The 26,630-nt window shown below is 53.9% G+C and carries 31 protein-coding genes; all 31 read left to right on the forward strand.

Translation table 11 applies throughout. The features are described 5' to 3' along the window. Window positions 1-32 precede the first annotated feature (32 nt). On the forward strand, window positions 33-923 hold the full coding sequence (locus tag GT003_RS09215) for a magnesium transporter MgtE N-terminal domain-containing protein (protein WP_249043569.1): 891 nt from the start codon (window positions 33-35) through the stop codon (window positions 921-923). A gap of 55 nt (window positions 924-978) precedes the next feature. Continuing rightward, the gene (locus GT003_RS09220; RefSeq protein WP_161696743.1) at window positions 979-2,355 is read left to right on the forward strand and encodes a flagellar hook-length control protein FliK; all 1,377 of its coding nucleotides are present in this window, start codon (window positions 979-981) and stop codon (window positions 2,353-2,355) included. A gap of 53 nt (window positions 2,356-2,408) precedes the next feature. Then, window positions 2,409-2,870 (forward strand): flagellar hook capping FlgD N-terminal domain-containing protein, encoded by a 462-nt coding sequence (locus GT003_RS09225; RefSeq protein ID WP_161696745.1) that lies wholly within the window; start codon window positions 2,409-2,411, stop codon window positions 2,868-2,870. Then, window positions 2,863-3,240, forward strand: coding sequence for a TIGR02530 family flagellar biosynthesis protein (locus GT003_RS09230; RefSeq protein WP_239565737.1), 378 nt, complete (start codon window positions 2,863-2,865; stop codon window positions 3,238-3,240). The genes GT003_RS09225 and GT003_RS09230 overlap by 8 nt, the downstream gene beginning before the upstream one ends. Window positions 3,241-3,361: 121 nt before the next feature. Next, entirely contained in the window at window positions 3,362-4,189 is an 828-nt protein-coding gene (flgG, locus tag GT003_RS09235) for a flagellar basal body rod protein FlgG (protein ID WP_161696749.1), read from the forward strand. A 56-nt stretch (window positions 4,190-4,245) separates the two neighbouring features. Beyond that, window positions 4,246-4,470, forward strand: a complete 225-nt coding sequence (locus GT003_RS09240) for a flagellar FlbD family protein (protein WP_161696751.1) — start codon at window positions 4,246-4,248, stop codon at window positions 4,468-4,470. Next, entirely contained in the window at window positions 4,470-4,955 is a 486-nt protein-coding gene (locus tag GT003_RS09245; RefSeq protein ID WP_161696753.1) for a flagellar basal body-associated FliL family protein, read from the forward strand. The genes GT003_RS09240 and GT003_RS09245 overlap by 1 nt, the downstream gene beginning before the upstream one ends. A gap of 43 nt (window positions 4,956-4,998) precedes the next feature. Beyond that, window positions 4,999-6,000: a flagellar motor switch protein FliM gene (gene fliM, locus GT003_RS09250; RefSeq protein ID WP_161696755.1), complete on the forward strand. Its 1,002-nt coding sequence runs from the start codon at window positions 4,999-5,001 to the stop codon at window positions 5,998-6,000. Further along, entirely contained in the window at window positions 5,990-7,231 is a 1,242-nt protein-coding gene (gene fliY / locus GT003_RS09255; RefSeq protein WP_161696757.1) for a flagellar motor switch phosphatase FliY, read from the forward strand. The genes fliM and fliY overlap by 11 nt, the downstream gene beginning before the upstream one ends. 20 nt (window positions 7,232-7,251) lie before the next feature. Next, window positions 7,252-7,614, forward strand: a complete 363-nt coding sequence (locus GT003_RS09260) for a response regulator (RefSeq protein ID WP_091218732.1) — start codon at window positions 7,252-7,254, stop codon at window positions 7,612-7,614. 4 nt (window positions 7,615-7,618) lie between these two features. Next, a complete protein-coding gene (locus tag GT003_RS09265) occupies window positions 7,619-8,233 on the forward strand; it encodes a flagellar biosynthetic protein FliO (RefSeq protein ID WP_161696759.1) in 615 nt (204 codons plus the stop codon). Next, entirely contained in the window at window positions 8,230-8,988 is a 759-nt protein-coding gene (gene fliP, locus GT003_RS09270) for a flagellar type III secretion system pore protein FliP (protein ID WP_161696761.1), read from the forward strand. Before GT003_RS09265 ends, fliP begins: the two co-directional genes overlap by 4 nt. A 24-nt stretch (window positions 8,989-9,012) precedes the next feature. After that, window positions 9,013-9,282, forward strand: coding sequence for a flagellar biosynthesis protein FliQ (gene fliQ / locus GT003_RS09275; protein ID WP_161696763.1), 270 nt, complete (start codon window positions 9,013-9,015; stop codon window positions 9,280-9,282). A 12-nt stretch (window positions 9,283-9,294) separates the two neighbouring features. Then, on the forward strand, window positions 9,295-10,083 hold the full coding sequence (gene fliR, locus GT003_RS09280) for a flagellar biosynthetic protein FliR (protein ID WP_161696765.1): 789 nt from the start codon (window positions 9,295-9,297) through the stop codon (window positions 10,081-10,083). 117 nt (window positions 10,084-10,200) lie between these two features. After that, window positions 10,201-11,292 carry a flagellar biosynthesis protein FlhB gene (gene flhB / locus GT003_RS09285; RefSeq protein WP_161696767.1) on the forward strand — a complete coding sequence of 364 codons (1,092 nt, stop codon included), beginning with the start codon at window positions 10,201-10,203 and terminating at the stop codon, window positions 11,290-11,292. Between the two features lie 27 nt (window positions 11,293-11,319). Further along, complete coding sequence (gene flhA, locus GT003_RS09290; RefSeq protein WP_161696769.1) at window positions 11,320-13,353, forward strand: flagellar biosynthesis protein FlhA; 2,034 nt, start codon at window positions 11,320-11,322, stop codon at window positions 13,351-13,353. Continuing rightward, the gene (gene flhF / locus GT003_RS09295) at window positions 13,350-14,750 is read left to right on the forward strand and encodes a flagellar biosynthesis GTPase FlhF (protein WP_161696771.1); all 1,401 of its coding nucleotides are present in this window, start codon (window positions 13,350-13,352) and stop codon (window positions 14,748-14,750) included. Before flhA ends, flhF begins: the two co-directional genes overlap by 4 nt. After that, a complete protein-coding gene (locus tag GT003_RS09300; RefSeq protein ID WP_161696773.1) occupies window positions 14,743-15,612 on the forward strand; it encodes a MinD/ParA family protein in 870 nt (289 codons plus the stop codon). The genes flhF and GT003_RS09300 overlap by 8 nt, the downstream gene beginning before the upstream one ends. A 29-nt stretch (window positions 15,613-15,641) precedes the next feature. Next, a complete protein-coding gene (locus GT003_RS09305; protein ID WP_161696775.1) occupies window positions 15,642-16,967 on the forward strand; it encodes a protein-glutamate methylesterase/protein-glutamine glutaminase in 1,326 nt (441 codons plus the stop codon). Window positions 16,968-17,013: 46 nt separating this feature from the next. Continuing rightward, entirely contained in the window at window positions 17,014-19,089 is a 2,076-nt protein-coding gene (locus tag GT003_RS09310; protein WP_161696777.1) for a chemotaxis protein CheA, read from the forward strand. Between the two features lie 14 nt (window positions 19,090-19,103). Beyond that, entirely contained in the window at window positions 19,104-19,565 is a 462-nt protein-coding gene (locus GT003_RS09315) for a chemotaxis protein CheW (protein ID WP_161696779.1), read from the forward strand. A 5-nt stretch (window positions 19,566-19,570) separates the two neighbouring features. Next, on the forward strand, window positions 19,571-20,188 hold the full coding sequence (locus GT003_RS09320) for a chemotaxis protein CheC (protein WP_161696782.1): 618 nt from the start codon (window positions 19,571-19,573) through the stop codon (window positions 20,186-20,188). Continuing rightward, the gene (locus GT003_RS09325; RefSeq protein ID WP_161696784.1) at window positions 20,185-20,679 is read left to right on the forward strand and encodes a chemotaxis protein CheD; all 495 of its coding nucleotides are present in this window, start codon (window positions 20,185-20,187) and stop codon (window positions 20,677-20,679) included. The genes GT003_RS09320 and GT003_RS09325 overlap by 4 nt, the downstream gene beginning before the upstream one ends. A 1-nt stretch (window position 20,680) precedes the next feature. Continuing rightward, window positions 20,681-21,112, forward strand: a complete 432-nt coding sequence (locus GT003_RS09330) for a hypothetical protein (RefSeq protein WP_161696786.1) — start codon at window positions 20,681-20,683, stop codon at window positions 21,110-21,112. Window positions 21,113-21,116: 4 nt separating this feature from the next. Then, on the forward strand, window positions 21,117-21,902 hold the full coding sequence (locus tag GT003_RS09335) for a FliA/WhiG family RNA polymerase sigma factor (protein WP_161696788.1): 786 nt from the start codon (window positions 21,117-21,119) through the stop codon (window positions 21,900-21,902). 20 nt (window positions 21,903-21,922) lie between these two features. Beyond that, window positions 21,923-23,329 (forward strand): flagellar assembly protein A, encoded by a 1,407-nt coding sequence (locus tag GT003_RS09340; RefSeq protein ID WP_161696790.1) that lies wholly within the window; start codon window positions 21,923-21,925, stop codon window positions 23,327-23,329. A 57-nt stretch (window positions 23,330-23,386) separates the two neighbouring features. Beyond that, window positions 23,387-23,719 carry a hypothetical protein gene (locus tag GT003_RS09345; protein WP_161696793.1) on the forward strand — a complete coding sequence of 111 codons (333 nt, stop codon included), beginning with the start codon at window positions 23,387-23,389 and terminating at the stop codon, window positions 23,717-23,719. 34 nt (window positions 23,720-23,753) lie between these two features. Next, entirely contained in the window at window positions 23,754-24,356 is a 603-nt protein-coding gene (locus GT003_RS09350; RefSeq protein ID WP_161696795.1) for a hypothetical protein, read from the forward strand. After that, complete coding sequence (locus GT003_RS09355) at window positions 24,349-24,966, forward strand: hypothetical protein (RefSeq protein WP_161696797.1); 618 nt, start codon at window positions 24,349-24,351, stop codon at window positions 24,964-24,966. The genes GT003_RS09350 and GT003_RS09355 overlap by 8 nt, the downstream gene beginning before the upstream one ends. Before the next feature lie 200 nt (window positions 24,967-25,166). Continuing rightward, the gene (rpsB, locus tag GT003_RS09360) at window positions 25,167-25,865 is read left to right on the forward strand and encodes a 30S ribosomal protein S2 (protein WP_161696799.1); all 699 of its coding nucleotides are present in this window, start codon (window positions 25,167-25,169) and stop codon (window positions 25,863-25,865) included. 111 nt (window positions 25,866-25,976) lie between these two features. After that, window positions 25,977-26,627: a translation elongation factor Ts gene (tsf, locus tag GT003_RS09365; protein WP_161696801.1), complete on the forward strand. Its 651-nt coding sequence runs from the start codon at window positions 25,977-25,979 to the stop codon at window positions 26,625-26,627. Window positions 26,628-26,630: the final 3 nt, after the last annotated feature.

Here is a 26,630-nt window from a genome sequence, read left to right on the forward strand (position 1 = left end):
CGAGGGAGGGACTTATTTTGGCGGATGTGGAAATGGAAAAACAAAGCTACAGCGGGTTCGAGAGATTCATGTTTTTCGTAACGCCGATTTTATTTACCTTAATATTGCTCGGTGTGCTCGTGACCATATTCAATATTAATTTGCGCAACAAGGCGCTGGAGATTGGGAATGACATTCCCGTCTTGAACCGGATTCTGCCCGAACCGTCGGTGAAGGACGGACATGCCGTTAACGAAGATTCGATCAAGTCCGCTAACACGTCGGCCAAGATTGCGGAATTGCAAGCACAGCTGACCGCGAAAGAATCGGAGCTCGGCAAAACGGTCGAAGAGAAGACGACGCTCGCGAAGACCGTCAAGGATCTTCAGCAGCAAATGGCACAGCTCAAACAAGCGAACGCGGAGCAGCAGCTGAGCGATTCCGCCTATCAGAGCAAGATCGGCGAGCTGGCATCGATGTATACGAGCATGACCCCAAGCAAGGCGGCGCCGATTCTGGAAAGCATGGAGACGGCGGAAGCGGTGCTCGTGCTGGATGCGATGAGGCCGGAAGATCGGGCGGTCATTCTCGAGAAGATGAATCCCAAGAAAGCGGCGGATGCTTCCGTGCTGCTCAAAGACACCAAGACTGCGAAGGATCGTCAAATCGCGGCGCTGCAAGCGCGGATCAATAAACAGCAAACGACGACCACGCAATCGGATGCCGTGCTGAGCGCGGCGCAATTGAACTCGACATTCTCTAAAATGGACCCCGCTGCCGCAGCTGACCTGCTGCTTAAGATGTCGGACGTAAGCCCGAGCAAGGTGCTTCGGATTTTGAACGCCGTGGACGACGCAGCGCGTTCCAAGATCCTAGCGGAGATGTCGTCGGCGAATAAAGCCATCACCGCCCAATTGGTATCCAAACTGATGGTGGGCAAATAAACAAACGTCGATTGAAGCATGATGTGCAGCCTTCAGGGGAAAGGAGGTGAAAAACATGCAAATGCCGATTACGACGGCTACTCCCAGCCCGGCTCCTGCCGCGACTAGTACGGCTTCAACGAAAGGCACGGATAACAGCCGATTCAATCAAACCTTCAATCAAACCATTGCCGGCACGCAGGGGAAAGAGACGAACGAGCAGTCAAACGGCGAAGCTTCGGCGCCCGTAAACGGGGTTTCCAATCCTTCCGTAACTTCGCTGCTCGGTGAACAGGTTTCCGCGGCGGACTTGCTTGGTGCAATCGAAGCGTTGATCGAGAAGCTGGGAAATGCCGATACCCAGGATCTCGCCCAAACGACGACGGAAAGCGATTTGGCCGAAGCGCTTCAGCAGCTTGACATGCTGCTCAGCTCGCTTGCAGGCATTCCGGCCTTGCAGCAGCAGCCGAGTGCGATCGTCGCAGAGGCCGTGGGACAGGAACAAGGGCAAGCGGCAGTCGTCAATCTCGAGGAACTGAATGCGCTAAAGTCAGGCATGCAGGAAGCGTTAGTTGATTTGAGGGCACTGCTGAAGGACCAGAAGAGCCTGCCAGTCAATCGTGATCAGATGTCGCAGATCAGCAAGCAGTTGACTTCGATCGACCAGCTGCTGAGCGGCAAGAAGCCGGAACAGCCGGCAGCGGCAGTCGCCGTTCCGCAACAAGCGGCCGCAGTCGATACCATCGATACCGTTCTTGCGCTTCAGACGACGCCTCAGGCAAGCTCCCATCTGAAGCGAATGGCCCACCAGCTCCTTCATGTAGGCGTGCTGAACGTCGTCCAGAAGCCGGAGAAGGAAGCGGCAGAGACTTCGTTAACCGAGCTTCCGGAGGATTCGAATGACGTCATTCTGCAGCCGGTTCTGGTCAACATGGATCTCCAACGCCAGCTGGCTGCGGTCTCCAAGCCGGTTCTCGCACAGCCGGTGCCGGTGCAGCAGTTCGCTTCGACCATCCAAGGCATGGTCGTCAAGCAGTTTAACGTTTCTACGGTTAACGGGATATCGCAAGCGCAGCTTACGCTGTACCCGGAGCATCTGGGGCAGGTCAACGTGAACATCTCCGTGCATAACGGTGCGCTGACCGCGTCATTCGTCACGGACACCGTGACCGCGAAGGATATGCTGGAGAACCAAATGGCGCAACTGCGTTCTGCGCTTCAGTCGCAAGGCCTTCAGGTAGACAAGCTGGTCGTCTCCCAAACGTCGGTGCAGCCGAACCTGTTCCAGGATCGCCAAGGGGCGCAAGGTCAACAGCAAGGTTCCACGAAGCGGGATAAGTCGAACGACGACACGATTGGCGAAATCGACTTCGCGGATATGGAAGAGATTTCAGTTCAGCAAGCCGCTGACCGAGACTTGGGTCTTGGCCGGGGCATCCACACCATCGCCTAGCCGAAGCGCGGCGAGGCTGCTTAGACTCCATTGAACGGAGGTGACGAGATTACATGGCAGATCGCGTATCGACCACCAATGTATGGCCGTATTACAGCGCCAGCAACGTACAGGCAGCGGCCAAAAAACCAGAGGATACTTCCATGGGCAAGGATGATTTTCTGCGCATCCTCGTAACGCAGCTGCAGAATCAGGATCCGATGCAGCCTTTGCAAGATAAAGATTTCATTGCGCAAATGGCGCAGTTTTCATCGGTAGAGCAGCTCGTTAATATGTCGGACCAGCTTACGGCCCTTCGCCAAAACTTAGGGATGGCTTCCACGATGATCGGCAAGAACGTGCAGTGGTACGACTATTCCGAGACCGGAGAGATGATTCCACGGAATGGCGTGGTGGACTCCATCGTCATTAAAGACAAAGTGCAATACGCACGCGTCGGGAATCAGGACATCGACCTGAAAGACATCGTTTCGATCGGCGACCAAGTCGAAGGCGGTGATGCGGACAATGGATGACGTCATGAAAATCGGACATTTAAGCCTGACCGCCAGCACGCAGCTTCGCAAGCCGGCTCAATCGGAACAATCGTCCGCGGGCGCCGCTTCCTTTAAAGAAGTGCTCGGCCGCAATGTAATCAAGTTCAGTCAGCATGCGGAACAGCGCATCGCTCAGCGCGGCATTACGCTTAAGCCGGAAGCTCTGGCGAAGATCGGCAATGCCATCGACCAAGCGGCTGCCAAAGGCGCGAAGGATTCGCTGGTCGTGTACCGCGACATCGCGATGATCGTCAACGTACCCAGCCGGACCGTTGTCACGGCGATGGACGGAAACGCCATGCAAGGCAACGTATTCACTCAGATCGACAGTGCAGTCATCGTTTCGTAACGACGGCCGGACCTGCTCATAGGAAGCCGGGAGCCGTGGATCGACGGAAACGGCTCCGCCGAACGATGCTGAAAATGCAATTCGTTACCATGACTAATACCCGCAGGAGGTTGTCAATCGAATGTTAAGATCTATGTACTCCGGTGTTTCCGGCATGCGCGGCTTTCAAACGAAGCTGGACGTTATCGGCAACAATATCGCAAACGTCAATACGGTCGGTTTCAAGGCTGGCCGCGTCATGTTCAAGGATATCCTGAGCCAAACCGTTTCCGGCGTTACGCGTCCGGAAGAAGGAACGACGGGCGGCGTGAACGCGAAGCAAGTCGGTCTCGGCGTGGCAATCGCATCGATCGATACGATCCACACGCCGGGCAGCGCGATGACGACGAACGTGCCGACTGACGTTCGGATCGACGGCGACGGATTCTTCGCCGTATCGCCGAACGGCGACGGAGGCGAATCGCCATACCTGACTCGCGCCGGCAACTTCACGCTGGACGCGGCGGGACAGCTCGTGAATGGGGACGGCATGTTCGTTCTTGATTCCAACGGCGGACCGATTACGCTTGATCCGGCCGAAGTCAAAGCCTTTACGATCTCGCAGGATGGCTCCATCATCTCGATCGGCGCCGACGGCACAAGCACGGCGACGGGCATCCAGCTCGGCATCGTGAAGGTTACGAATCCGAACGGCCTCGAGAAGATCGGCGGCAATCTGTACCGCATGACGCCGAATGCGAACATCGACGGCGAAATAACGCTGACGACCGCAGGCGATCCGGAAGCGGGTACAGGCGCCATCATTGCCGGTCAATTGGAAATGTCGAACGTGGATCTGACTTCCGAGTTCACGGAAATGATCGTCGCGCAGCGCGGTTTCCAAGCGAACTCCCGCATCATCACGACTTCGGACGAGATTTTGCAAGAGGTCGTCAATCTCAAGAGATAGGTAAACAGCCGAGGAGGGGCGCCAGCCGCCTCTCCGCCAGGTGAAGGAGGAAGCTTATGATTGCCGTGACGCGTTTGAACGGAAAGACCGTACATCTCAACGCGCTGCTTATCGAAGTGGTCGAAGAAACGCCCGATACCTTGATCACGCTCACGACAGGTAAGAAAATACTGGTGTTGGAGAAAGCAAACGAAGTCATTTCCTCCATACAGTCCTATCTTCGCTCGATCGGCGTCTATGCGGCGACCTTAAAGAGTGATCAAACGGAGGGAACATCCTAATGAAGAAAATGCTGCCATGGCTGATTACCATTTTGCTCGCTATTACCCTAATTGCGATCGTTGCCGTTATTCTGTACAACTCCGTCATGGGAGACGACGACGCGAAGAGCGCCGCAGCCAATGCCGAGAAAGATGCGGCAGCCGTCACGGCGGTCAAGCTTACGGCGGATAAACGCGTCGATCTGACCAGCACGATCGAGAAGATTCAAACGAACTTAGTGGACCCTGATTACGTTGCAGTTCTTGGCTTTGCTTTTCAGCTGGATAAGAAGTCGACGAAGAAGGATTTCGACAAGATCAAGGACATCCAAATCAAGCCGATCATTATTCGTACGCTTTCCGACATGAAGCTGGAGGAAATCAATGGCTCGCAGGGAAAAGACAAGCTGTGCGCGGAACTGCTTAATTTGATAAATCCCGAGCTGCCGGACGGCGGCAAACTCATTAAAGTCGAAATAACGGATTTTATCGTTTCGAAGCTGTAAACATCTTAGATAATGCCGCATTCCTTTGAAGGGGGTGAGAAAAATGGTTGATGTTTTGTCGCAGAACGAGATTGACGCGCTGCTCGCTGCGTTGTCCTCCGGCGAGATGGATGCAGAGGAATTGAAGAAGGAAGATACGCAGAAAAAGATTCGCGTGTACGAGTTCAAACGCGCGGTTCGTTTCTCGAAGGATCATATCCGAAGCTTGACGCGGATCCACGAAAACTTCGCGCGATACTTGACCACTTACTTCTCAGCGCAGCTTCGCACATTTGTTCAAATCAATGTCGTTCAGGTCGAACAGCTGCCTTATGACGAATTTATACGCTCCATTCCGAAAATGACGATCTTGAACATCTTCGAAGCCGAGCCGCTGGAAGGCCGCATGGTGCTCGAGGTTCATCCGAACGTCGCGTACGCCATGCTGGACAGGATGTTGGGCGGCCAAGGGCTCGCTCCTTCCAAAATCAACGCGTTGACGGAAATCGAAACGACGATCATGGAACGGATCTTCAGCCGTACGTTCGAAAGTCTGCAGGAAGCGTGGAAAACGATCATCGACATCAAGCCGCGTCTTGAAGCGCTGGAGACGAACCCGCAATTCATGCAGATCGTATCGCCGAACGAAACGATCGCCCTGATTTCCTTGAGCACCAAAATCGGCGATACGACGGGGATGATCAACTTGTGCATCCCGCATGTCGTCATTGAACCGATCATGCCGCGGCTGTCCGTTCATCATTGGTTCGTTTCGCAGAAGAAGACGAGGGCGCCGGAAGAAATCGAAGTCTTGAAGCAGCGGGTCAGCAAGGCGAAGCTGCCGATCGTATGCGAGCTGGGAAGCTCGAGCATATCGATTCGCGAGTTTTTGGGTCTGTCGATTGGGGATGTCATTTCATTGAATAAATCAATCGATCAAGGACTTGATATTAAAGTCGGGGACAAGCTGAAGTTCTCAGGCAGTCCCGGGTCGATCAAAGACCGCATGGCCGTTCAAATCAATGAAGTGTTCACCGAAGGAGTGGAAGAAGAATATGACGAGTAAAGATTACTTATCGCAAGAAGAAATCGATGCCTTGCTGCGTCAATCTTCCGATGAATCCGATATGCAGGAGCCGGCTAGCGGCGGGCAGGAATTGAATGCCTTCCTCAGCTCGATCGAGCAGGATGCACTTGGAGAAATCGGGAACATCACGTTCGGAAGCGCGGCAACGGCCTTGTCGACGCTGCTGGGCCGCAAGGTCGATATTACGACGCCTACGGTTTCGTTGATCAAACGAAGCGAGCTGGACGAAGAATTCCCGAAACCGCATGTCGCCGTTTCTGTCAGCTACGTGGAGGGCTTCCAAGGCATTAACTCGCTCGTCATCAAGACGAAGGATGCGCAGACGATCGCGGATCTGATGCTTGGCGGCGAAGGAAGGCTGCTTGGTTCGGAGCTGAACGAGATTCATATCAGCGCCGTCCAAGAAGCGATGAATCAAATGATGGGGTCTTCGGCGACGTCGATGTCGACGCTCTTCAACCGTTTCGTCAATATTTCGCCTCCGGGCATCGACATTCTTGACGTTGCGAACGGAGAAGGCGTAGAGAGACTTCCGACCGACGATATGTTTATCAAAGTTTCGTTCCGTCTGACCATCGACGATCTGATCGATTCCACGATCATGCAGCTGCTTCCCATTTCGTTCGCGAAAGAAATGGTAGACTCGCTGATGGGCGGAGCGTCCGAGCCTGCAGCAGCGGCTCCCGAGCCCGTTCAGGTGCCCGCGCCTGCTGCCGTATTCACAGAACCGGTTGCATCAGCGCCTGTACATACGCATCCGCCGGCGCCCGCTTCACCGCCGCCAGCGCCCGTCGCGCCGCCTGCGGCCCACATGCAGCAGCCGGCACCGCAGTATGCCGCCGCACCGCAAGGCGGACCGCAGACGTTCGGCGGAATGCCGAATCGAAACGTGAACGTACAGCCTGTCCAATTCGCGAATTTCCAAGGCGCGCCTTACGTTCAAGCCGATGAATCGAATCTGAATTTATTGCTCGACATACCGTTGAAGGTCACAGTAGAATTAGGAAGAACTCAGAAACAAATCAAAGATATTCTTGAATTGTCGCAAGGTTCCATTATTGAGCTGGACAAGCTGGCCGGCGAACCGGTCGATATTTTAGTCAACAACAAGCTGATCGCTAAGGGAGAAGTTGTCGTTATTGACGAGAATTTCGGGGTTCGTGTCACGGATATCGTGAGCCAATGGGATCGCATCCAAAAGTTACAATAACACCTTAGGGGGAAGAAGCAATGGCAAACCGCATTTTGATCGTGGATGATGCAGCATTTATGAGAATGATGATTCGAGATATTTTGACAAAAAACGGCTATGAAGTCGTAGGAGAAGCACAGGACGGCGCGCAGGCAATCGAGAAATACAAAGAACTGAAGCCGGACCTGATCACGATGGATATCACGATGCCGGAGATGGACGGTATCGTTGCACTTAAAGAAATCAAGAAGCTGGACGGCAACGCCAAAGTCATCATGTGTTCCGCGATGGGGCAGCAGGCGATGGTCATCGATGCGATTCAAGCAGGCGCCAAAGACTTCATCGTGAAGCCTTTTCAAGCTGACCGCGTCATTGAAGCGATTAAGAAAACGCTAGGTTAATAGGATGAAAGTTTCGAACGTAATTCGACTTGCTGGACTAGCGGTCTTCGGCTGGCTAACGACGGCAAGTCTTGCATCGGCAGCGGGCAGCAATGACGAGGGCAAACCGGAGGTCGGTGCAGGCATCGGCTATCTGATCTGGGTCATCGTCGCGCTGCTGATCGTCGTCGGACTGATCGTTCTGCTGATCAAGTGGCTGGCTAGCCGCAACCGCGGCTGGGGCACCACGAGATCGCTTCGCTCGCTCGGGGGCATTCCGCTCGGTCAGAACAAATCGCTTCAAGTTGTGGAGCTTTCGGGACGCATTTACGTTGTCGGGGTCGGCGAAGACATCACGCTGCTGGACAAGATCGTGGATCCCGATGCCGCCGCAGCCATCATGGAAGCCATCGAGCAGCAGGCGAGCCGAACGTGGAGCTCGCCGGCACTGTCGGATTTTCTAGGGAAATTTCGCAATAAACAACCGTCATCCGAACCGAAGGAGGATCCGTGGCCATCATCGACCGTTTCCTTCAAGGAGCTGCTGAGCAACGGCATGAAGCGGCAAGCGGATCAGAAACAGAAAGTCGAAGAGCTGCTTAGAGATCAAAATCACAATGATCGGTTGTTGGACGAATGAACAAAAAAATCATACTAACGGTTCTAGCGCTGCAAGCAATCGGGCTGCTGCTGCACGGGCATGCTTTTGCGGAACCGCTTCCGAACGTCAGCGTAAGCATCGGCGACGAAGGAAGCGATCAGCCGGGTACGAGCGCATTATCGCTTCTATTAATAATCACCGTGCTCAGCGTTGCGCCGGGCATCCTGGTGTTGATGACAAGCTTCACGCGGATCGTGATCGTACTCGGTTTCGTCCGAACCTCGCTCGGCACGCAGTCGATGCCGCCGAACCAAGTGTTGATCGGACTTGCAATGTTTCTGACCTTCTTCATCATGGCGCCGACGATCGGCTCGATCAATGACGTCGCCCTGCAGCCTTATTTGAAAGGCGAGCTGACGCAGACGCAGGCGCTTGGCAAAGCGGCGGAGCCGATGAAGAAATTCATGTTCAACCAAACGCGCGAGAAGGATCTGGAGTTGTTCTTGAAATACACGAAAGCCGAGCAGCCTAAAACGTATAAAGACATTCCGATTACCGTCATGGTTCCGGCCTATGCCTTGAGCGAGCTTCGGACTTCGTTCCAAATGGGCTTCATGATCTTTATTCCTTTCCTCATCATCGACATGGTCGTGGCCAGTACGCTTATGGCGATGGGGATGATGATGCTGCCGCCAGTCATGATTTCGCTGCCGTTCAAGATATTGCTCTTCGTCCTCGTAGATGGTTGGTATCTCGTCATCAAGTCGTTGCTGCTAAGCTTTAACACGACATAGCCCCTGCCAGAGAGGAGTGCAATAATGAGTTCGGACTTCATCATCGCCTTGGCTGGCCAGGCGGTATATACCGTATTAAAGGCTAGCGCGCCCATGCTTCTCGTCGGGTTGGTCGTCGGTTTGATCGTCAGTATCTTTCAAGCCACGACGCAAATCCAGGAGCAGACGCTGGCATTCGTTCCGAAAGTGGCAGCCGTGCTGCTGTCCATCTTGTTATTTGGTCCATGGATATTGAACACGCTGGTCGATTTCACTTACAACCTGCTGAATAACTTGTATAAATACATCGGATAGGGCTGTGGATCGATGGAGTTGTTTCTTCAAGGGTTCCCTATTTTTTTGCTTATTTTTTGTCGAATTACAGCATTTTTCGTCGTCGCGCCTATCTTTTCGACTCGAAACGTGCCGACTACGTTCAAGCTGGGTTTCTGCTTTTTCGTTTCCTTTCTGGTCTTTCTGACGTACGGGCTGAAGCAAACGATCGTGCCGGACGCCGAATACATATTAGCGATCTTCCGCGAGATTCTAGCGGGAGCGCTGCTCGGCTTCACCGCTTATCTGTTCTTCACGATCATCAACACGGCAGGCAGCTTGATCGATATGCAGATGGGCTTCGGGATGGCGAACATTATCGACCCCATGACGGGAGCATCCTCTCCGCTGATCGGCAATTTCAAAGGCATGATCGCGACGCTCGTATTCTTATCGATCAACGGACATCATTATCTGCTTTCCGCGCTGCTGCAGAGCTACGATTGGATTCCGTTGTCGAATACGCTGTTCCTTCATATGAAGAGCGGCAGCATCACCACCTTCCTTACGGGCATGTTCGCGCAAACGTTTATGCTGGCCCTTCAAATGTCGGCGCCGCTCGTCGTGGCCATGTTCCTGACGGATGCCGGATTGGGTCTGCTGGCTCGGACAGCGCCGCAATACAACGTCTTCGTTATCGGCATGCCGATTAAAATTCTCGTCGGCTTTCTGATTCTGGCGATTTTGATGCCGGGACTCATCACGCTGTACGAACATATTTTCGAACAAATGTTCAGCGCAATGCAGAAGTTATTCTCGATCCTGCACGGCCCTGCAGCTTAACGTATAAGAAAGGTTAAGTTTCCGCTTATCCTACCGCTTATATTTCTTCGGAAGAAACGCGCCGCGCCGCCGTCACGACGGCGAGAGCCGTTTCACCATGAGTAGGAGGCTTACGTGATGACGAATTACCGTTGGACGCTCGATCTACAGATGTTCTCGCAGGAAAAAACGGAGCGTGCAACGCCAAAGAAACGGCAGGAGGCGCGTAAAAAAGGGCAGGTCGCGAAGAGCCAGGAGCTTCCGGCTGCTTTGATTCTCCTCATTGTCTTCATCAGCTTTATCATGCTTGGCGGCTACTATAAAGTACGCATTCTGAGGATGTTCGGTCTGCTGCTGGAACAAAAGCTGTTGATGGAAGTGACGACGGCGAACGTCATCACCATGTTCTCCGACCTTATGATGCAGGGCTTCATGCTGTTAATGCCTATCTTCGTTATCTCCATTCTTATCGCTCTGCTAGTGAATTACATGCAAGTCGGGCTCTTATTCACCGGCGAGCCATTCAAAGTGAAATTCGAAAAAATCAGTCCGATCAAAGGCTTTAAAAACATTTTCTCCATGCACTCCGTCGTCGAATTCATCAAAAATATCTTGAAGCTGCTCCTGATCGGCTTGGTCGTCTATATAACGATTATGAAGGAACGGGACCGCATACTAGGGCTTGCCACCGTGCCCGTGGAAGAAATCTTCGCCTTCATTGCCAGCGTAACCATCAAGCTTGGCCTGGAGATCGGCGCCATTCTCGTCGCGCTCGCCGTATTCGATTACTTGTACAAACGGTATGAACACGAGAAGAGCCTGAAGATGTCGAAGCAGGACATCAAGGACGAATATAAGAAATCCGAAGGCGATCCGCTGATCAAAGGCAAGATACGCGAACGGCAGCGCAGAATGGCGCTCCAGCGCATGATGCAGCAGGTGCCCAAGGCGGACGTGGTCATTACGAACCCGACGCACTTTGCTATCGCGCTGCAGTACGACGGCAAGACAATGGAAGCGCCGACGATCATTGCCAAGGGAATGGACTTCGTGGCTCTTCGGATCAAAGATTTGGCGAAGGAGCACGGCGTCATAATGATGGAAAACAGGCCGCTGGCCAGAGCCTTGTACGAACGGACGGAGATCGGCGACACCGTTCCGGCCGATCTGTTCCAAGCTGTGGCCGAAGTATTGGCATATGTATATAAGCTTAAAAACAAAGTGAAATAACGTCCCATGGGGTGGAGGAGGAACGTCATGAAGCCAAGAGATTTAACCATACTGATTGGGATTATCGGCATCGTGCTGATGATGGTGATTCCGATTCCGACTCCGCTGCTGAGCGTGCTGCTAATCGTTAACATCTCCGCCGCGTTGATGATCCTGCTGATTTCAATGAATACGCAGGATGCACTGCAATTCTCGATTTTTCCGGCGCTCTTGCTCATCACGACATTATTCCGGCTGGCGCTTAACCTGTCGACGACCCGGAATATTTTGCAGAAGGCAGAAGGGGGATCCGTCGTTGAAACGTTCGGCAACTGGATAGCGGGCGGCCAGATTGCCATCGGCTTCGTCGTCTTCCTTATTCTCGTCGTCGTGCAGTTTATCGTCATTACGAAAGGTTCCGAACGCGTAGCCGAGGTTGCTGCGCGCTTTACCCTCGATGCCATGCCGGGTAAGCAAATGAGTATCGACGCCGACTTGAATGCCGGTCTGATCAATGAACAGCAGGCGAAGGAACGCCGGCAGAAAATCGAACGGGAAGCGGATTTCTACGGTTCCATGGATGGTGCGAGCAAATTCGTCAAAGGCGATGCTATCGCTTCCATCATCATTTTGTTCATTAACCTCATCGGCGGTTTCATTATCGGCATGTCGGTACATGGCATGTCTTTCTCGGAATCGCTGACTACCTACTCCATCTTGACCATCGGGGACGGACTGGTCAGCCAAATTCCGGCGCTCCTGATCTCGACGGCAACAGGACTTATCGTGACGCGCGCAGCGTCCGACGGCAATCTGGCGGAGGATCTCACTTCCCAGCTGTTCCGCTATCCGAAATTGTTGTACATCGTAGCGGGAACGGTCGGGATTCTCGGCATCGCGACGCCGATCGGGATCTTCGCCACATGGCCGTTCGCAGCCTTGATGGTGTTCTCCGGCTACCGGATGCAAATGAACCTCAACAAACAGCTGCATGCGGAAGAGCTTCTCGTGGAGGAGCAGGAGATCGAGGAGGTCCGGAGTCCGGAGAGCGTCATCAGCCTCCTGCAGGTGGATCCGATCGAATTCGAATTCGGTTACGGCCTCATTCCGCTGGCAGACCAGCAGCAGGGCGGCGATTTGCTGGACCGGATCATCATGATTCGCAGGCAATGCGCGCTTGAGCTGGGTCTGGTCGTGCCGGTTATCCGCATTCGGGACAACATTCAGCTGCGGCCTAACGAATACGTCATCAAAATCAAAGGCAACACCGTTGCCCGCGGCGAGCTCCTGCTCAACCACTACTTGGCGATGAGCCCGGGTTTCGACGATGACAGCATCGTCGGGATCGAAACGGTTGAACCGGCTTTCGGACTCCCGGCCATGTGGATCGACGAGTCGACGAAAGAGCGCGCCGAATTGACGGGGTATACGGTCGTGGATCCGCCTTCGGTCGTCGCGACGCATTTGACGGAGCTTGTTAAGCGTCATGCGCATGAACTCATCGGACGTCAGGAGACGAAAGCGCTGATCGATAATGTGAGAGAGTCCTATCCAGCGCTCGTGGACGAACTGATCCCGTCCATTCTGAATGTCGGCGATGTTCAGAAAGTATTGGCCAAGCTGCTTCGCGAGAAGATCTCGATCCGCGATATGGTGACGATCTTCGAGGCGCTGGCTGATCATGGGTCTTATACGAAAGACCCTGATATTCTGACCGAATACGTTCGTCAAGCGCTGTCCAGGCAAATTACGCAGCAATTTTCGAATCAGGGCGATACGCTTCGCGTCATCACGGTCGGACCTTCCCTCGAGAAGAAGATCGCGGAATCGGTGCAAAGCTCCGAACAGGGCAGCTATCTGGCGCTCGATCCGGTTTCATCGCAGACGATCTATCAGAAGCTGAACGAACAGGTGAACAAGCAGCTGCAATCCGGCAACCAGCCGATCGTGCTGGCATCGCCGACGATCCGCATGTATCTAAGGCAAATCGTGGAACGGACGATGCAGGATATTCCGGTCCTGTCGTACAGCGAGCTTGAACCGAGCGTCGAAGTTCAAAGCATTGGAGTGGTGAATTTATGAAGGTAAAGCGATACGTCGTCAATGCGCTGCCTGAGGCACTGCCAATGATACGAAGCGAGCTTGGCGTAGATGCCGTCATATTAAATACGAAAGAAATTCGCATCGGCGGATTTCTTGGCATGTTCGGCAAGAAGAAGACGGAAGTCATCGCGGCTGTGGAGACGAACGGCAGCGAACGCGCGACGCCGCCAGCCAGATCGTCATCGGCGCCTGCTAAGCCGGCAATATCGCCGGAGGCGGCGGCTTCGATGGCCGCGACGCTGTCTGCGGCTGTCGCCAGCCGGGAGAAAGCACCTGCCTCGACGGCGGCAGCCAGACAATCGGGGGCAGCTGTTCTCTCCCCCGAGCGGGAATTGATCGGCACCGCAGCCCCGGCTGCCGTATATGCCGCCCGAACGGGCGCCGCTCAGATGGCCGCGGGCTCAACGGCCGATCCCATCGAGAGCAAGGCACGGCCAGCTGCTCCTTCTGTGGCAGCCGGAACGGAACAGCGCAAGCCGCGCGTAACCGAAGACGCTTTAATCGATGAGATAAGAGACATGAAACAATGGATTATGCGCATGTCCAAGCAGCAGCAGCTGTCATCGAGACCCGAGGCCGTTCAATCGCTTGTAGAGCGACTGGAGGAACAGGAGGTCAGCCCGGCATGGATCGAACGGCTCATCGATACCGTAATGACGGAACTGAAATCGAATCATGCCGATGGCGATCAGCCTGTGCCGAGCCGAGGCGAGGTCTGGAAGCTGGCCGAACAGGCGCTCACGGCGTGGCTTAGGGGCTTTGAAGGCTTCACGATCGCGAGCGACACGAGAGTCATTCATTTTGTAGGCCCGACCGGTGTAGGCAAGACAACTTCCATTGCGAAGCTGGCTGCCGAGCAAACCTTGAAGGCTGGCCGAAAGGTCGGCTTGATCACGTCGGACACGTACCGTATCGCGGCTGTCGATCAGCTGCGCACGTACGCCACGATTTTGAACGTGCCGCTCGAGGTAGTGTTCTCGCCATCCGAAGTAGCGCGGGCGTTCAAGGCCTTGGAGGACCGCGAGCTCATCTTCATGGATACGGCCGGCCGCAACTTCCGCAACGAGTTGTATGTTTCGGAAGTCAACAGCCTGCTGCAGACCGGGGGGCAGTCCGAGACCTTCCTCGTTCTCAGCCTAACGGGCAAGTTCAGCGATATGTCCGCGGTTGCGGGCAATTTCGCCAAATTCGGCGTCGATCGCGTCCTTTACACGAAGCAAGACGAGACGAGCGCCGTCGGCGCAGTTTTGAACCTGGCATTGGAGCACGGGTTGAAACCGACCTTCATCGCAAACGGCCAAACGGTTCCTGATGACATCTCGGCGTTCCAGGCAACCGCGTACGTCTCGCAGCTTCTGGGGGATGGCCATGAATGATCAGGCTGAAGCGCTTCGACATTTGGTCCGTAATCAAGAGCTGAGAGGCGAGGGGCGCACGACGCGCATCATTGCCGTAACAAGCGGCAAAGGCGGCGTAGGCAAGTCGAATTTCAGCTTGAACTTTGCGCTTGCTTTATCGCGGCTCGGCAAGAAGGTATTGTTGTTCGACGCGGATATGAGCATGGCCAACATCGATGTGCTCATGGGCGTTACGTCTACTTACAACCTCTATCATCTCTTAAAACAGGACAAGACCATTTGGGAGATTATCCAGGAGGGGCCGCAAGGGGTTCATTTTATCGCCGGAGGCTCCGGATTCAAGGATCTTCTCGATCTGTCCCCTTCGCAGCTTAATTTCTTCGCCGAGCAGATCGGCAGGCTGCATGGGCAGTATGACGTCATCTTGTTCGATACCGGCGCGGGACTATCCAAGGAAACGGTGAAATTTATCACCGCCGCGCAGGAAACGATCGTCGTCACGACGCCGGAGCCCACCTCCATCACGGATGCGTATGCGCTAATTAAGATGGTTACGGCGATGGAGCAGGACGTGAACTTCAAGCTCATCGTCAACCGCGCAACGGACGATAAGGAGGGCAGGGCCACGGCCGAGAAGATCGGTCTTGTCGCCCGGCGGTTTCTGGAGCTCGAGCTTCCGGTGCTGGGCATCATGCCGGACGATCCCAACGTCTCGAAGGCCGTCAAACGGCAAATTCCGTTCGCCATCGCTTTTCCAGGCACGGAGGCTGCCAGGTCCATTAACGAAATCGCTTATCGGTTCGCGGAAGTTCCCAGCTCTACCGTATTCGCAAACAGCGGGGTCAAAGGGTTCCTACAGCGCATGTTTAAACGATCTTAACAACCTTTGATGCAAAGGGGGGCTTGCGTATGAGCGCAACTTCACGCGTGCTTGTCGTGGATGATTCCGCGTTTATGCGGCAAATCATTTGCGACCTGATCGCAGGAGATTCTCAATTTACGATCGTCGCGACGGCCAACAACGGTCGAGAAGCCATAGAGGCGGTACGATTGCATAAGCCGGACGTCATTACGATGGATTTGGAAATGCCCGAGATGAACGGTCTCGACGCGGTCGAGCACATCATGCGGCTTAATCCCGTTCCGATCATCATGATGTCGAGCATCAGCGACGACGGGACGAGAGAGACGATCAAAGCGCTGCAGAACGGCGCCTTCGACTTTATCCGCAAGCCTTCGGGGCCGCTGTCGCCGGATATCCGCCAAGTCGGAGAGTATTTGCTTGAGAAGATGCGCATCGCGGTGCTGACCAAACGGTTCTCGAGCTTTTATGCTTCCCGGCAGACCGACCTCGACGCACCGGCCTCAGGCAAGCCAAGGCCGTCGGCGGTCAACGGTACCGCGAAGCAAAAACCGCCGAAGCAGCGAGATTCCGCGGCTGGCCCGTCAGTGGATAAAATGCCGGCCGAGCCGGAGGTTCCGCAGACAAATCGGCGAAATAAGCAAGCGACGGGCGTAACCGGTTCTACAGCTGCTGCAGCTGCTAAACGACCAGCAGAGAACTTGAATCAGCCATTAGCAGCCAACCCGCAGCCGGTAATCGAAACAGCTCCAATACCGATTGAGCCGTTGAAACGCAAATCGAAATCGTCGAAGTCGTTTCACGATTTGGTTGCCATCGGCACGTCGACAGGCGGTCCGCGCGCGCTGCATGAAGTCATATCGTCGCTGCCGGAAGATTTTCCGGCTCCGGTATTGGTCGTGCAGCATATGCCGCCTAAATTTACGGCATCGCTTGCCCAAAGGCTGGACAGCTTCAGCAAGCTGCGCGTGACGGAAGCCGAACAGGGCGAACGCGTCTGTGCCGGCGTCGTTTATATCGCGCCCGGCGGACAGCATTTGGAGCTTGCGAAGGACGGAGAAGGCTACTACATCAAGCTTACGGAAGACGCGCCGCGGAACGGCCACCGACCGTCCGTGGATACGATGTTCGAATCGTGCGCGGCATTCCCGGAATTAAGCCGGCACGCCGTGATTATGACGGGCATGGGCAATGACGGTACCCAAGGCATGCTGAAGTTGAACGAAAGCGGCGGAGCGAGCGCGATCGCCGAAACGGAGGAAACCTGCGTCGTATACGGCATGCCTCGCTCGGCCGTAGAAGCGGGGGCGGCGAAGGCGGTACTGCCGCTGAAGTCCATTGCCTCCGCGTTGACGGAAGCAGTGAAGCAATAAAGCGCGATTTTCGTTTGGCAACCATTCGTACAGGAGGTGCATGGAAATGGATATGAACGCCTATCTTTCAATGTTTATAGACGAATCAAACGATCACCTGCAGTCGCTTAACGAAAACTTGCTGAAGCTGGAAAGTGCACCGGAGGACATCAGTATCGTCCAAGTCATTTTCCGCTCGGCGCATACGCTGAAAGGCATGTCCGCGACGATGGGCTTCGAGGATCTTGCGTCATTGACCCATGAAATGGAGAATGTCCTGGATCTCGTTCGAAACCATAAGCTGCGCATGGACAACTTTATATTCGATACCTTGTTCAAAGGTTTAGACGCGTTGGAATCCATGGTTCAGGATATTATGGGCGGCGGAACGGGCAAAGCGGACGTTGCGTCGATCGTGACGTCCTTAAAGTCCATCGTCAAAGGCGACTACAAGGACGACAGCGCAGCCGCAAAGCCGGCCGCAGCGGTCGCGGGCGACGACGGCAGCACGCTGGACCAGTTCCAAAGCTCGATCTTGCTTCAATCCATCGACGCGGGAATGACCGTATTCCATATCGTGGTGACGCTCCGGGATGATTGCGTGCTTAAAGCGGCACGCGCCTACATGGTATTCGATTTTCTGGAACGCAGCGGAGAGATCGTCAAATCGTCACCGAGCTCGCAGGATATCGAACAAGAGAAGTTCGACCGCAGCTTTACCGTCTTTACGATCGCCAGCATCCCGGAAGCGGAACTCCGCAGCGGAATCGAGTCCGTCTCCGAAATCGAGAGTGCCGTCGTTACGCAGCTGGATAAAGAATCGCTCCAGCAGTTGGGCGTCTCGACAGCGCAAGGCGCACCGACCGCTTCAGCCTCCATCGCCGTGGATACGGTCTCGGCTGCAAGCGCGCAAGCAGCTGCTGCCGCATCACCGGCGCCGACAGCTCCCGCAGGTTCTGCGCCAGCCGCACCGGCTTCGGGGGGCGGCGGTGGATCCCGTACCATCCGCGTGGATATCGACCGTTTGGATTCGCTGATGAACTTATTCAGCGAACTGCTTATCGACCGCGTACGGCTGGAACAGCTCGCCAGCGAAATTCGCCGCAACGAGCTGACCGAAACCGTCGAGCATATGTCCCGCGTCAGCAGCGATTTGCAAAATATCGTGCTGAAGCTTCGCATGGTACCAGTGGAATCCGTCTTCAACCGCTTCCCTCGCATGGTTCGCGACTTGGCCAAATCGCTCGACAAGAAGATCGAGCTCGTTATCTCCGGCGCGGATACGGAGCTGGACAGAACGGTTATCGACGAAATCGGCGATCCGCTCGTTCACCTGCTTCGCAATTCGCTTGACCATGGGATTGAATCGGTCGCCGATCGCCTCGCTGCGGGCAAGCCGGAGACGGGGACGGTTCATCTTCGCGCGTACCACAGCGGCAACCACGTCTTCATCGAGGTGGAAGAGGACGGCCGCGGCATCAACGCGGACAGGGTGAAGCAGACGGCGATCAAGAACGGCGTCGTCGATGCGGAATCCGCTAAGCGGTTGACCGACAGCGAGATCAACATGCTGATATTCGCAGCCGGCTTTAGTACGGCAGATAAGATCTCGGACATTTCCGGACGAGGGGTCGGGCTCGATGTCGTCAAGACGAAAATCGAATCGCTCGGCGGGCATGTCAGCGTAGAATCGGCGCAAGGCCGCGGAACGAAGTTTTCGATCCAGCTTCCGCTCACGCTGTCGATCATCTCGGCCATGCTCATCAAGCTTGGAGCGGAGAAGTACGCGATTCCGCTGTCTTCCATCGTGGAAACGGCCATTGTCCCAAGGGAACAGATTCGCAAAATTCATGGCAATCGCATGATCGACTACAGAGGCTCCGTCATTCCGTTGGTTTCGCTGGCCCAAGTGCTCGGATGTACGTCTTTCCCGGAAGAAGAGGAACACGAAACGGAAATCCTCGTCATTCGCAAAGGAACCAAGCTTTGCGCGGTCACGGTCGACGAATTCCTCGGGCAAAGCGAAATCGTGCTGAAGACGCTCGGGAAATATCTGACCAACATTGAAGCGATATCCGGCGCAACGATTCTTGGCGACGGACAAGTCGCATTGATCGTCGATCCGAACGCGCTTATTAAATAAAGGAGGGATTACGAATGGGTGAGGAAACGAAAGTAATCGTATTCGGGCTGGCGAATGAGGAGTACGGAATCGAGGTAGAGAAAGTGCGCACGATCGAACGGATGGTGCCGATCACGCGCGTACCGAAAACAATGACGTTCGTCAAAGGCGTCATTAATCTGCGCGGCGTCGTCATCCCCGTCATCGACTTGCGCGGCCGCTTCGGACTGCCCGAGACCGAAGCGACCGAAAGCTCCCGGATCGTCATCGTGGCGGCAGGAGATCTGGAAGTCGGCTTTATCGTCGATTCCGCGAACGACGTCATCGATATCGATTCGGATACGATCGATACGCCTCCCGAAGTCGTGGGCGGCATCAAAGCGAAATATTTGCGCGGCGTGGCGAAGGTAGGGGAAGATCGGCTGCTGATCATGCTCAACCTGTCCGAAGTGCTGAACAAGAGCGAAATCATCCAGTTAGAGCATATAGAAGCATAATGAGCATGAATCCGCTGGGCAGCTTGGAAGCCTTCAAGATGGACGTCCTGAAGGAGGTCGGGAATATCGGCGCGGGCAACGCCGCCACCGCGCTATCCCGGCTGTTGGACAAGCCTGTCGATATGAACGTGCCGACCGTCAGCTTAATCCCGTTTGAACAGATCGCCGATAAGGTCGGCGGCAACGAGCAGGTCGTTATCGCGGTATTTCTCCGGGTGGAGGGCGATGCGCCCGGGAACCTGTTTTTTATCATCCACGAAGATTCGGCCAAGAGACTGCTGCGCAATCTCTTATCCATGGATGTTCTAGAAGAAGGGTATTCCGAGATGGAATATTCCGCGCTCGGCGAAATCGGCAACATTTTAGCGGGCTCGTACTTATCGTCCCTTGCCGATTTTACGCAGCTGTATCTATCGCCGACCGTTCCTGCGATCGCTGTCGACATGGCCGGCGCGATTCTCTCTTACGGGCTGGTGCAGTACGGGGAGATGGGGGATTCCGCGGTGTTGATTGACACGACGTTTCTGGAAGGTAAAGAAGAGATGGCGGGTCATTTCTTTCTCATTCCGGATCCGGAATCGTTTAATAAAATTTTCAGCGCTTTGGGAGTGCCTAACGAATGATCGTGGACAACGTTGTGAAAGTGGGCATGGCGGACTTGAAGGTTGCAGCCGGCGGCGCCATTCTCAAAACGACCGGGCTCGGTTCCTGCGTCGGTTTAACTTTGTTCGATGAACGCTGCAAGGTAGCGGGAATGGTGCATGTCATGCTGCCTACATCGGAAATCGCGAGGGAAGCTTCATTTAATATCGCGAAATACGCGGACACCTCGATCCCTCACCTTATTGAATTGATGAGGCAGGAAGGCGCCGAACCGGCGAGGTTCGTTGCCAAGATGGCGGGCGGCGCGCAAATGTTCGCTTTCACCACGGGCAGTGACACGATGCGGATCGGTCCGCGCAATGTGGAATCGTGCAAACGCATGCTCCAACGGTTTAACATTCCGCTGTTGTCGGAGGATACGGGTTTGAATTACGGCCGAACGGTTGAATTTAACAGCATGAGCGGTATGTTGACCATTCGGAGCGTTCAGCAAGGAGTAAAGGAGATTTAACATGGTCGGTTCATGGCGCTGGAACGTTACGCTTGGCATTGGCGGAAGCTTGTTGACTTTGCTTTCATCGCTGGATAGCAATGGGCTGGCAATTACGAGTCTCCGATGTTTATATGCTTTTCTAGCCTTTTTTATAGTCGGGTTTCTCTTTCGGGCACTGATGGCTTTTATTTTACGGCCGACTCCGGCTGCGGCGATGCATCAAGCCGGTATGGATGATGAACAAACCAAAGGAAATGCAATCGACTATTCGACGCCCGAACAAGGCGATGAATTGAACGACCTGCTTAAACAGCAAATGGATGGAAACGTACGGATTGAGCCAGGCCTGCAAACGGAATTCACGCCGTTATCGCCGCCCAAACTCGTATCCACGCAGAATAAAGAGCCTGAAGAACTGGCCAAAGCAATACGTCACCTAACAGGAGGGTGAGATGATGATTGAGTCGAAGGCGCCTCATTTGTCTAACATCGAGATTTGGCAGAAGTGGAAAGAAGACGGAGACATCGAAGCCAAGAAACGGCTGATCGAGCAGTATTTGACGTTGGTTGATTACGTCAGCAACCGAATGGCCATTGGTTTGCCTAAGAACGTCTCCAAGGATGATCTGGCTAGCAATGGCGTTATGGGATTGATTGATGCTATCGAAAAATTCGATTACAGAAGAGGTCTTCAATTTGAGACGTACGCTTCCTGGCGCATTCGCGGGGCGATCATTGACGGCCTGCGGCAGGGAGACTGGGTTCCTCGTTCCGTGCGCGAGAAGGCGAAGCGAATTGAAGAAGCTTATCAAATATTAGAACAGCAATATTTGCGCACCGTTTCCGACACGGAAATCAGCCATTACCTGGATGTCACGGAGAAAGAATTCGGCGTGATGCTGCAGGAGATCGCCGTGACGACGATCTGTTCGCTGGAGGATCCCATTCGGGATGAAGAAACGGAAACCAGGCTCTCGCTTCTCGTAGACGAGAAGGCTAAAAATCCGGACTACAAGGTGCACGAGTTTTACTTGAAGGAGTCGCTCGTGCGGGGCATTGATCGTCTGACAGAGAAAGAAAGAACCGTCGTCTCCTTGTTTTATTACGAAGAGCTTTCGCTGAGCGAAATCGCAGAGGTTATGTCACTGTCGCCTTCGCGAATTTCACAGCTGCATTCCAAGGCAATTCTGAGGCTGCGCGGGGCATTGGAGAAACAAAAGGATCAATTGATGCAGCGTTAATGCTTTAAGGGGGGGCAGAATTGACAACGGCCGAGTATTTGCAAACCTATTTAGTCGTACAGCAGTCGCAGGACAAATTGACTGCTTGCATCCAATTTAGCATCGCAGACGAAAATTTCGCCTGCACGCAGGAGCAGCTTGAAGAGTTTTTGAGGAGTCACGGAATCAAGCATGGCTTTTTGCAAGCTGAAATAGACGGTATTGCGAAACTCCCAAGCCGCTATTTCTATCGTCAAACGGTTGTCGCGCAAGGCGAAGCACCGATTCATGGCGAGGATGGTTTTATCCGCTTCGCGTACGATATGAATGAAGAGGCCTATCGTCCCGTAGAGCTCGAAGGCGGCAAGATCGACTTCAAGGAAGTTGCGCAGCTTAAGAACGTCAAGCGCGGCCAGCTGATTGCCGAGAAAGTCAAAGCGACGCCCGGCAAAGAAGGCATGGCTGTCACGGGAGAAGTAATCCCTTGCCGCAACGGGAAGGAAGCGTATTTTAAGATCGGCAAGAACGTGGTCCAGAACCAGGAACAAACGGCGCTCTACGCCGCGATCGACGGACTCATCTCCATCACGGACAAATCCAAAATCAACGTTTTTCCCGTTTTTGAAGTGAATGGCGACGTTGACTATAAAATCGGCAATATTGATTTTGTCGGCACGGTCGTCATCCGAGGCAATGTGCTGACCGGCTTTAAAGTGAAAGCTTCCGGCGACATTCGCGTCGTGGGCGGCGTCGAAGGCGCTATTTTGGAATCGGACGGATCGATCGAAGTCACCGGCGGCGTGCTGGCCAGCGGCAAGGGGTATCTCAAAGCGGGCAAGAACGTCAAATGCTCATTTATCCAGGACGGCAACGTGTCGGCGGCGGAAGATGTGCTGATATCGCAAAGCATTATGCATTCCCAGGTAAGAGCGGGCCGTAACGTGATTTGTACCGGAGCGAAAGGTCTTATCGTGGGCGGTACTGTCCAAGCCGGGGATCGGGTTCTTGCCAGAACGATCGGCAATACGATGTCCACCGCTACCGTTCTCGAGGTTGGCGTCCGTCCGGAGCTGCGCAGTGAATTAATGGAACGTCGCAACCAACTGAAGCTGTTGAACGCGAACTTGGACAAGACGGAGAAAGCGCTGGCGCTGCTCGATCAATTGGCGGCTGTCGGACAGCTGCAGCCCGATCGGATGGCGATGCGCGTTAAGCTCGGTTCGACGAAGCGTGCCGCGGTTATCGAGATTGCCGACAACAAGGATCGCATATTGGAGATCGAGAAGTCGTTGGAAGATACGGAACGCGCCAAGGTGGATGCGGTAAACGTCATCTATGGCGGGACCAAAATCGTCATCGGCCGTTACACGCGCTTCATTAAAGATGCCGCGCAGCGCGTATCCTTTCGCTATGCCGAGGGAGATATCGTAATGGCCCCCTATGTCTGACAACCCGAACTGAGAACGGCCGGGCATGTCCGCTGATTCCATGGGGAGGTGAGTGGCTTGGCTTATAAACCGCTCGATTTTCAAATCTCGATTCCGAGGACGCCGGATCATGCGTCGCAGCAAAATCAACTGAACCACCGCCCGATGGCGGAACAAACGATGCTTGAGCAGGCCAGCGTGAAGCAATCGGATCTGCAGCGCAGCCGCAATTCGGCGGTGGAGCAAAGCGGTAATCAAGGGATCACGCAGAACCGTAGCCGGGAGTCGAGCCTATCCAAGCGCAAACGTCAAAGAAATCCGGAGCGCGAAGAATCGGAACAGAGTGCTTCGGACGGTCCGAGCCAGGCCGCTCATCCATACAAAGGCAAGCATATTGATTTTACGCTTTAAGGCGGATTTTAAACATAATTGCAGGTGAAAAGTGATGGAATCATGGCAAACCATTATGCTCGTCGGCGGGATCGTGGTCGTCTGTGCCGCCGTTCTGCCGAGACGGGCTGGCAAGCGTGCGCAAAGCTTCGATAATCAAACGGTTCGCAACATGGAAACCGCACTCGAGCAGTTCATGGAGAACATGGAAGCAGACAACCGGGACATCGCCGGCTTGGTTACGAAGTCAAGCGAAGAGGCGCTTTCGCAAGCAGCGAAGCGTGATGAGCGAATCGGTCAACTGGAGAAGCAGATCGCCGTGCTGGAACGACATATAGCCGAGCAAACAGTCGATCGAGCCGCAATCGATTTTCATCCCGTTCATACGCCGACAAACGAAGGGGTTCGTAAGCCAACGGGAGAGACGAAAGTCCAAGCCGTCCCCGTTGCAGTAGAGATTGAGACTACCGACGCGGCAGTCGTCACTGAAGAGGGGCCCGCTGCACCGTCGATACGCTATCGATATTCGGAATTATTCGACCTGTATCAAGCAGGCAAGTCCATTGATGCCATTGCAAAGAAGCTCGGGCGCAATAAAGGAGAAATCCAGCTGATTCTTCAATTGTCCAAGCAGGAAGAGGCGGTCCGCCATGAATAGACGGATCTTTCTCTTCGGACTCGGCGTCGGCATCATGATTGGAGCAGGCTTGCTGCAGCTCATGTTGATCGGCGAAAAACAAGCGGATGCGCTCAGCGAAGAGAACGCCAGCACGACGAAGTCTTATACGCAGGCCGAGCTGGATAAGGCTGTCTCCGACGAGCGTGCTCGCATTCAAGCCGAGATAAAGAAACAGCCGGAGGCGGAGTCTTCCGATTCTGAAACAGGACAGTCAACGGATGAACCAGCTTCCGATAAGCCGACATCCGACAAGCCTGTATCCGATAAGCCTGAAGCGAATTCTTCGGTCAGTCATGAATCTAAAACCAATACGGGGCAGCATCGGCCAGCGGGTGATTCTAAGCCAGCGCGATTGATCGTTCGCATACCGCCGAACACGAGCATTGTGGATACGGCGGAGCTGCTTGCCGGGAAAGGCGTCATTCCCGATAAAGAGGCGTTTATTGACCTCATGCGTAAGAGGACCATACGCGCGGGTTATTTTGCTTTTCAAGGGAAGTTGAGCTTGGATCAGGTGAAGAGCATTATCACGAGTACCCCGCTCGACCCCGAGGCGGCCAAGCAAGAAATAGCTGCGGGCAAGAACTAAACGCGTCATGCAAAATCAGAAATGACAGCTGTCAATTGCGGTTGCATGGCCGCATTAAGATGTGGTATAGTAATTGACGGTGTTAAAAACACACGCCGATTAATTTCGTCATTGGTGCTTCGACCCGGTCGAAGTGATGACGAAAAATGATATTGGCGGAGGTAACCACTAAAAACCATTTAACAGGAGGTGTGTAAGAGATGGCGGTAATTTCCATGAAACAGCTTCTAGAAGCTGGGGTACACTTCGGTCACCAAACTCGTCGTTGGAACCCTAAGATGGATCGTTATATCTTCACAGAACGTAACGGGATTTACATCATCGACTTGCAGAAAACAGTTAAGAAGGTCGAAGAAGCTTACAACTTCGTACGTTCGATCGGCGAAGAAGGCGGCACGATTCTCTTCGTAGGTACTAAGAAACAAGCACAAGATTCGGTGAAAGAAGAAGCAGAACGTTGCGGCAACTTCTACATCAATCAACGTTGGCTCGGCGGCACGCTGACTAACTTCTCGACGATTCAAAAACGTATCGACCGCTTGAAAACGATCGACAAATGGGAAGAGGACGGCACGTTCAACGTTCTTCCTAAGAAAGAAGTTATCCTTCTCCGCAAAGAGAGAGATCGTCTTGAGAAATTCCTCGGCGGTATCAAAGGCATGAGATCCCTGCCAAGCGCACTGTTCATCATCGACCCGCGCAAAGAGCGTATCGCGGTTGCTGAAGCGCGCAAACTTGGTATCCCAATCGTAGGTATCGTTGATACCAACTGCGATCCGGACGAAATCGACTACGTTATCCCAGGTAACGATGATGCAATCCGTGCAGTTAAATTGCTGACAGCTAAAATGGCCGATGCAATCGTTGAATCGCGCCAAGGCGAGCAAACAACTGCTTAATAGCGTTTAACGAACCAACAGGAAAGGGTGGTCAGAAGGTTTATAACCTCTCACCGCCCTTTTTTTAAAGTGAAGGCATGAATACTTATCCATTTCAGGAGGTTACGTACAATGGCAGTTAGTGCAAGTGCGGTTAAAGAATTGCGTGAAAGAACAGGCGCAGGCATGTTGGACTGTAAGAAAGCGCTTGACGAAACGAACGGCGATATCGCAAAAGCAATCGACTTGCTTCGCGAGAAAGGCCTTTCCGCTGCGGCAAACAAGGCTGGCCGCGTAGCGACCGAAGGTACGGTTGAATCCTATATCCACGCAGGCGGCCGTATCGGTGTGCTTGTTGAAATCAACTGCGAGACAGACTTCGTAGGCAAAACGGAGCAATTCCGCGAATTCGCCCGCGATATCGCGATGCAAATCGCTGCTGCGAACCCTAAGTTCGTCAGCCGCGAAGAAGTGTCGAGCGAAGAGCTGGACAAAGAACGCGAAATTTTGCGCGCCCAAGCGCTGAACGAAGGCAAGCCTGAGAAGATCGTCGAGAAAATGGTCGAAGGCCGCATCAGCAAATACTATGAAGAATTCTGCCTGCTTGAGCAAGCATTCATCAAAGACCCGGACAAAACGATCCACACGCTGCTGAAAGAAAAAATCAGCACGATCGGTGAGAACATCTCGATCCGCCGTTTCGTTCGTTACGAGCTTGGCGAAGGTTTGGAGAAAAAAGAAGACAACTTCGTCGCTGAAGTTATGTCCCAAGCAAAATTGTAATTC

The organism is Paenibacillus sacheonensis, from assembly GCF_009909195.1.
GTDB classification, from domain to species: Bacteria; Bacillota; Bacilli; order Paenibacillales; family Paenibacillaceae; genus Paenibacillus_Z; species Paenibacillus_Z sacheonensis.

Excerpts from the sequence above, each read along its gene's own strand:
- GT003_RS09215 (WP_249043569.1), top strand. The coding sequence starts at position 33 with ATGGAAAAACAAAGCTACAGCGGGTTCGAGAGATTCATGTTTTTCGTA.
- GT003_RS09220 (WP_161696743.1), top strand. The coding sequence starts at position 979 with ATGCAAATGCCGATTACGACGGCTACTCCCAGCCCGGCTCCTGCCGCG.
- GT003_RS09225 (WP_161696745.1), top strand. The coding sequence starts at position 2,409 with ATGGCAGATCGCGTATCGACCACCAATGTATGGCCGTATTACAGCGCC.
- GT003_RS09230 (WP_239565737.1), top strand. The coding sequence starts at position 2,863 with ATGGATGACGTCATGAAAATCGGACATTTAAGCCTGACCGCCAGCACG.
- flgG (WP_161696749.1), top strand. The coding sequence starts at position 3,362 with ATGTTAAGATCTATGTACTCCGGTGTTTCCGGCATGCGCGGCTTTCAA.
- GT003_RS09240 (WP_161696751.1), top strand. The coding sequence starts at position 4,246 with ATGATTGCCGTGACGCGTTTGAACGGAAAGACCGTACATCTCAACGCG.
- GT003_RS09245 (WP_161696753.1), top strand. The coding sequence starts at position 4,470 with ATGAAGAAAATGCTGCCATGGCTGATTACCATTTTGCTCGCTATTACC.
- fliM (WP_161696755.1), top strand. The coding sequence starts at position 4,999 with ATGGTTGATGTTTTGTCGCAGAACGAGATTGACGCGCTGCTCGCTGCG.
- fliY (WP_161696757.1), top strand. The coding sequence starts at position 5,990 with ATGACGAGTAAAGATTACTTATCGCAAGAAGAAATCGATGCCTTGCTG.
- GT003_RS09260 (WP_091218732.1), top strand. The coding sequence starts at position 7,252 with ATGGCAAACCGCATTTTGATCGTGGATGATGCAGCATTTATGAGAATG.
- GT003_RS09265 (WP_161696759.1), top strand. The coding sequence starts at position 7,619 with ATGAAAGTTTCGAACGTAATTCGACTTGCTGGACTAGCGGTCTTCGGC.
- fliP (WP_161696761.1), top strand. The coding sequence starts at position 8,230 with ATGAACAAAAAAATCATACTAACGGTTCTAGCGCTGCAAGCAATCGGG.
- fliQ (WP_161696763.1), top strand. The coding sequence starts at position 9,013 with ATGAGTTCGGACTTCATCATCGCCTTGGCTGGCCAGGCGGTATATACC.
- fliR (WP_161696765.1), top strand. The coding sequence starts at position 9,295 with ATGGAGTTGTTTCTTCAAGGGTTCCCTATTTTTTTGCTTATTTTTTGT.
- flhB (WP_161696767.1), top strand. The coding sequence starts at position 10,201 with ATGACGAATTACCGTTGGACGCTCGATCTACAGATGTTCTCGCAGGAA.
- flhA (WP_161696769.1), top strand. The coding sequence starts at position 11,320 with ATGAAGCCAAGAGATTTAACCATACTGATTGGGATTATCGGCATCGTG.
- flhF (WP_161696771.1), top strand. The coding sequence starts at position 13,350 with ATGAAGGTAAAGCGATACGTCGTCAATGCGCTGCCTGAGGCACTGCCA.
- GT003_RS09300 (WP_161696773.1), top strand. The coding sequence starts at position 14,743 with ATGAATGATCAGGCTGAAGCGCTTCGACATTTGGTCCGTAATCAAGAG.
- GT003_RS09305 (WP_161696775.1), top strand. The coding sequence starts at position 15,642 with ATGAGCGCAACTTCACGCGTGCTTGTCGTGGATGATTCCGCGTTTATG.
- GT003_RS09310 (WP_161696777.1), top strand. The coding sequence starts at position 17,014 with ATGGATATGAACGCCTATCTTTCAATGTTTATAGACGAATCAAACGAT.
- GT003_RS09315 (WP_161696779.1), top strand. The coding sequence starts at position 19,104 with ATGGGTGAGGAAACGAAAGTAATCGTATTCGGGCTGGCGAATGAGGAG.
- GT003_RS09320 (WP_161696782.1), top strand. The coding sequence starts at position 19,571 with ATGAATCCGCTGGGCAGCTTGGAAGCCTTCAAGATGGACGTCCTGAAG.
- GT003_RS09325 (WP_161696784.1), top strand. The coding sequence starts at position 20,185 with ATGATCGTGGACAACGTTGTGAAAGTGGGCATGGCGGACTTGAAGGTT.
- GT003_RS09330 (WP_161696786.1), top strand. The coding sequence starts at position 20,681 with ATGGTCGGTTCATGGCGCTGGAACGTTACGCTTGGCATTGGCGGAAGC.
- GT003_RS09335 (WP_161696788.1), top strand. The coding sequence starts at position 21,117 with ATGATTGAGTCGAAGGCGCCTCATTTGTCTAACATCGAGATTTGGCAG.
- GT003_RS09350 (WP_161696795.1), top strand. The coding sequence starts at position 23,754 with ATGGAATCATGGCAAACCATTATGCTCGTCGGCGGGATCGTGGTCGTC.
- GT003_RS09355 (WP_161696797.1), top strand. The coding sequence starts at position 24,349 with ATGAATAGACGGATCTTTCTCTTCGGACTCGGCGTCGGCATCATGATT.
- rpsB (WP_161696799.1), top strand. The coding sequence starts at position 25,167 with ATGGCGGTAATTTCCATGAAACAGCTTCTAGAAGCTGGGGTACACTTC.
- tsf (WP_161696801.1), top strand. The coding sequence starts at position 25,977 with ATGGCAGTTAGTGCAAGTGCGGTTAAAGAATTGCGTGAAAGAACAGGC.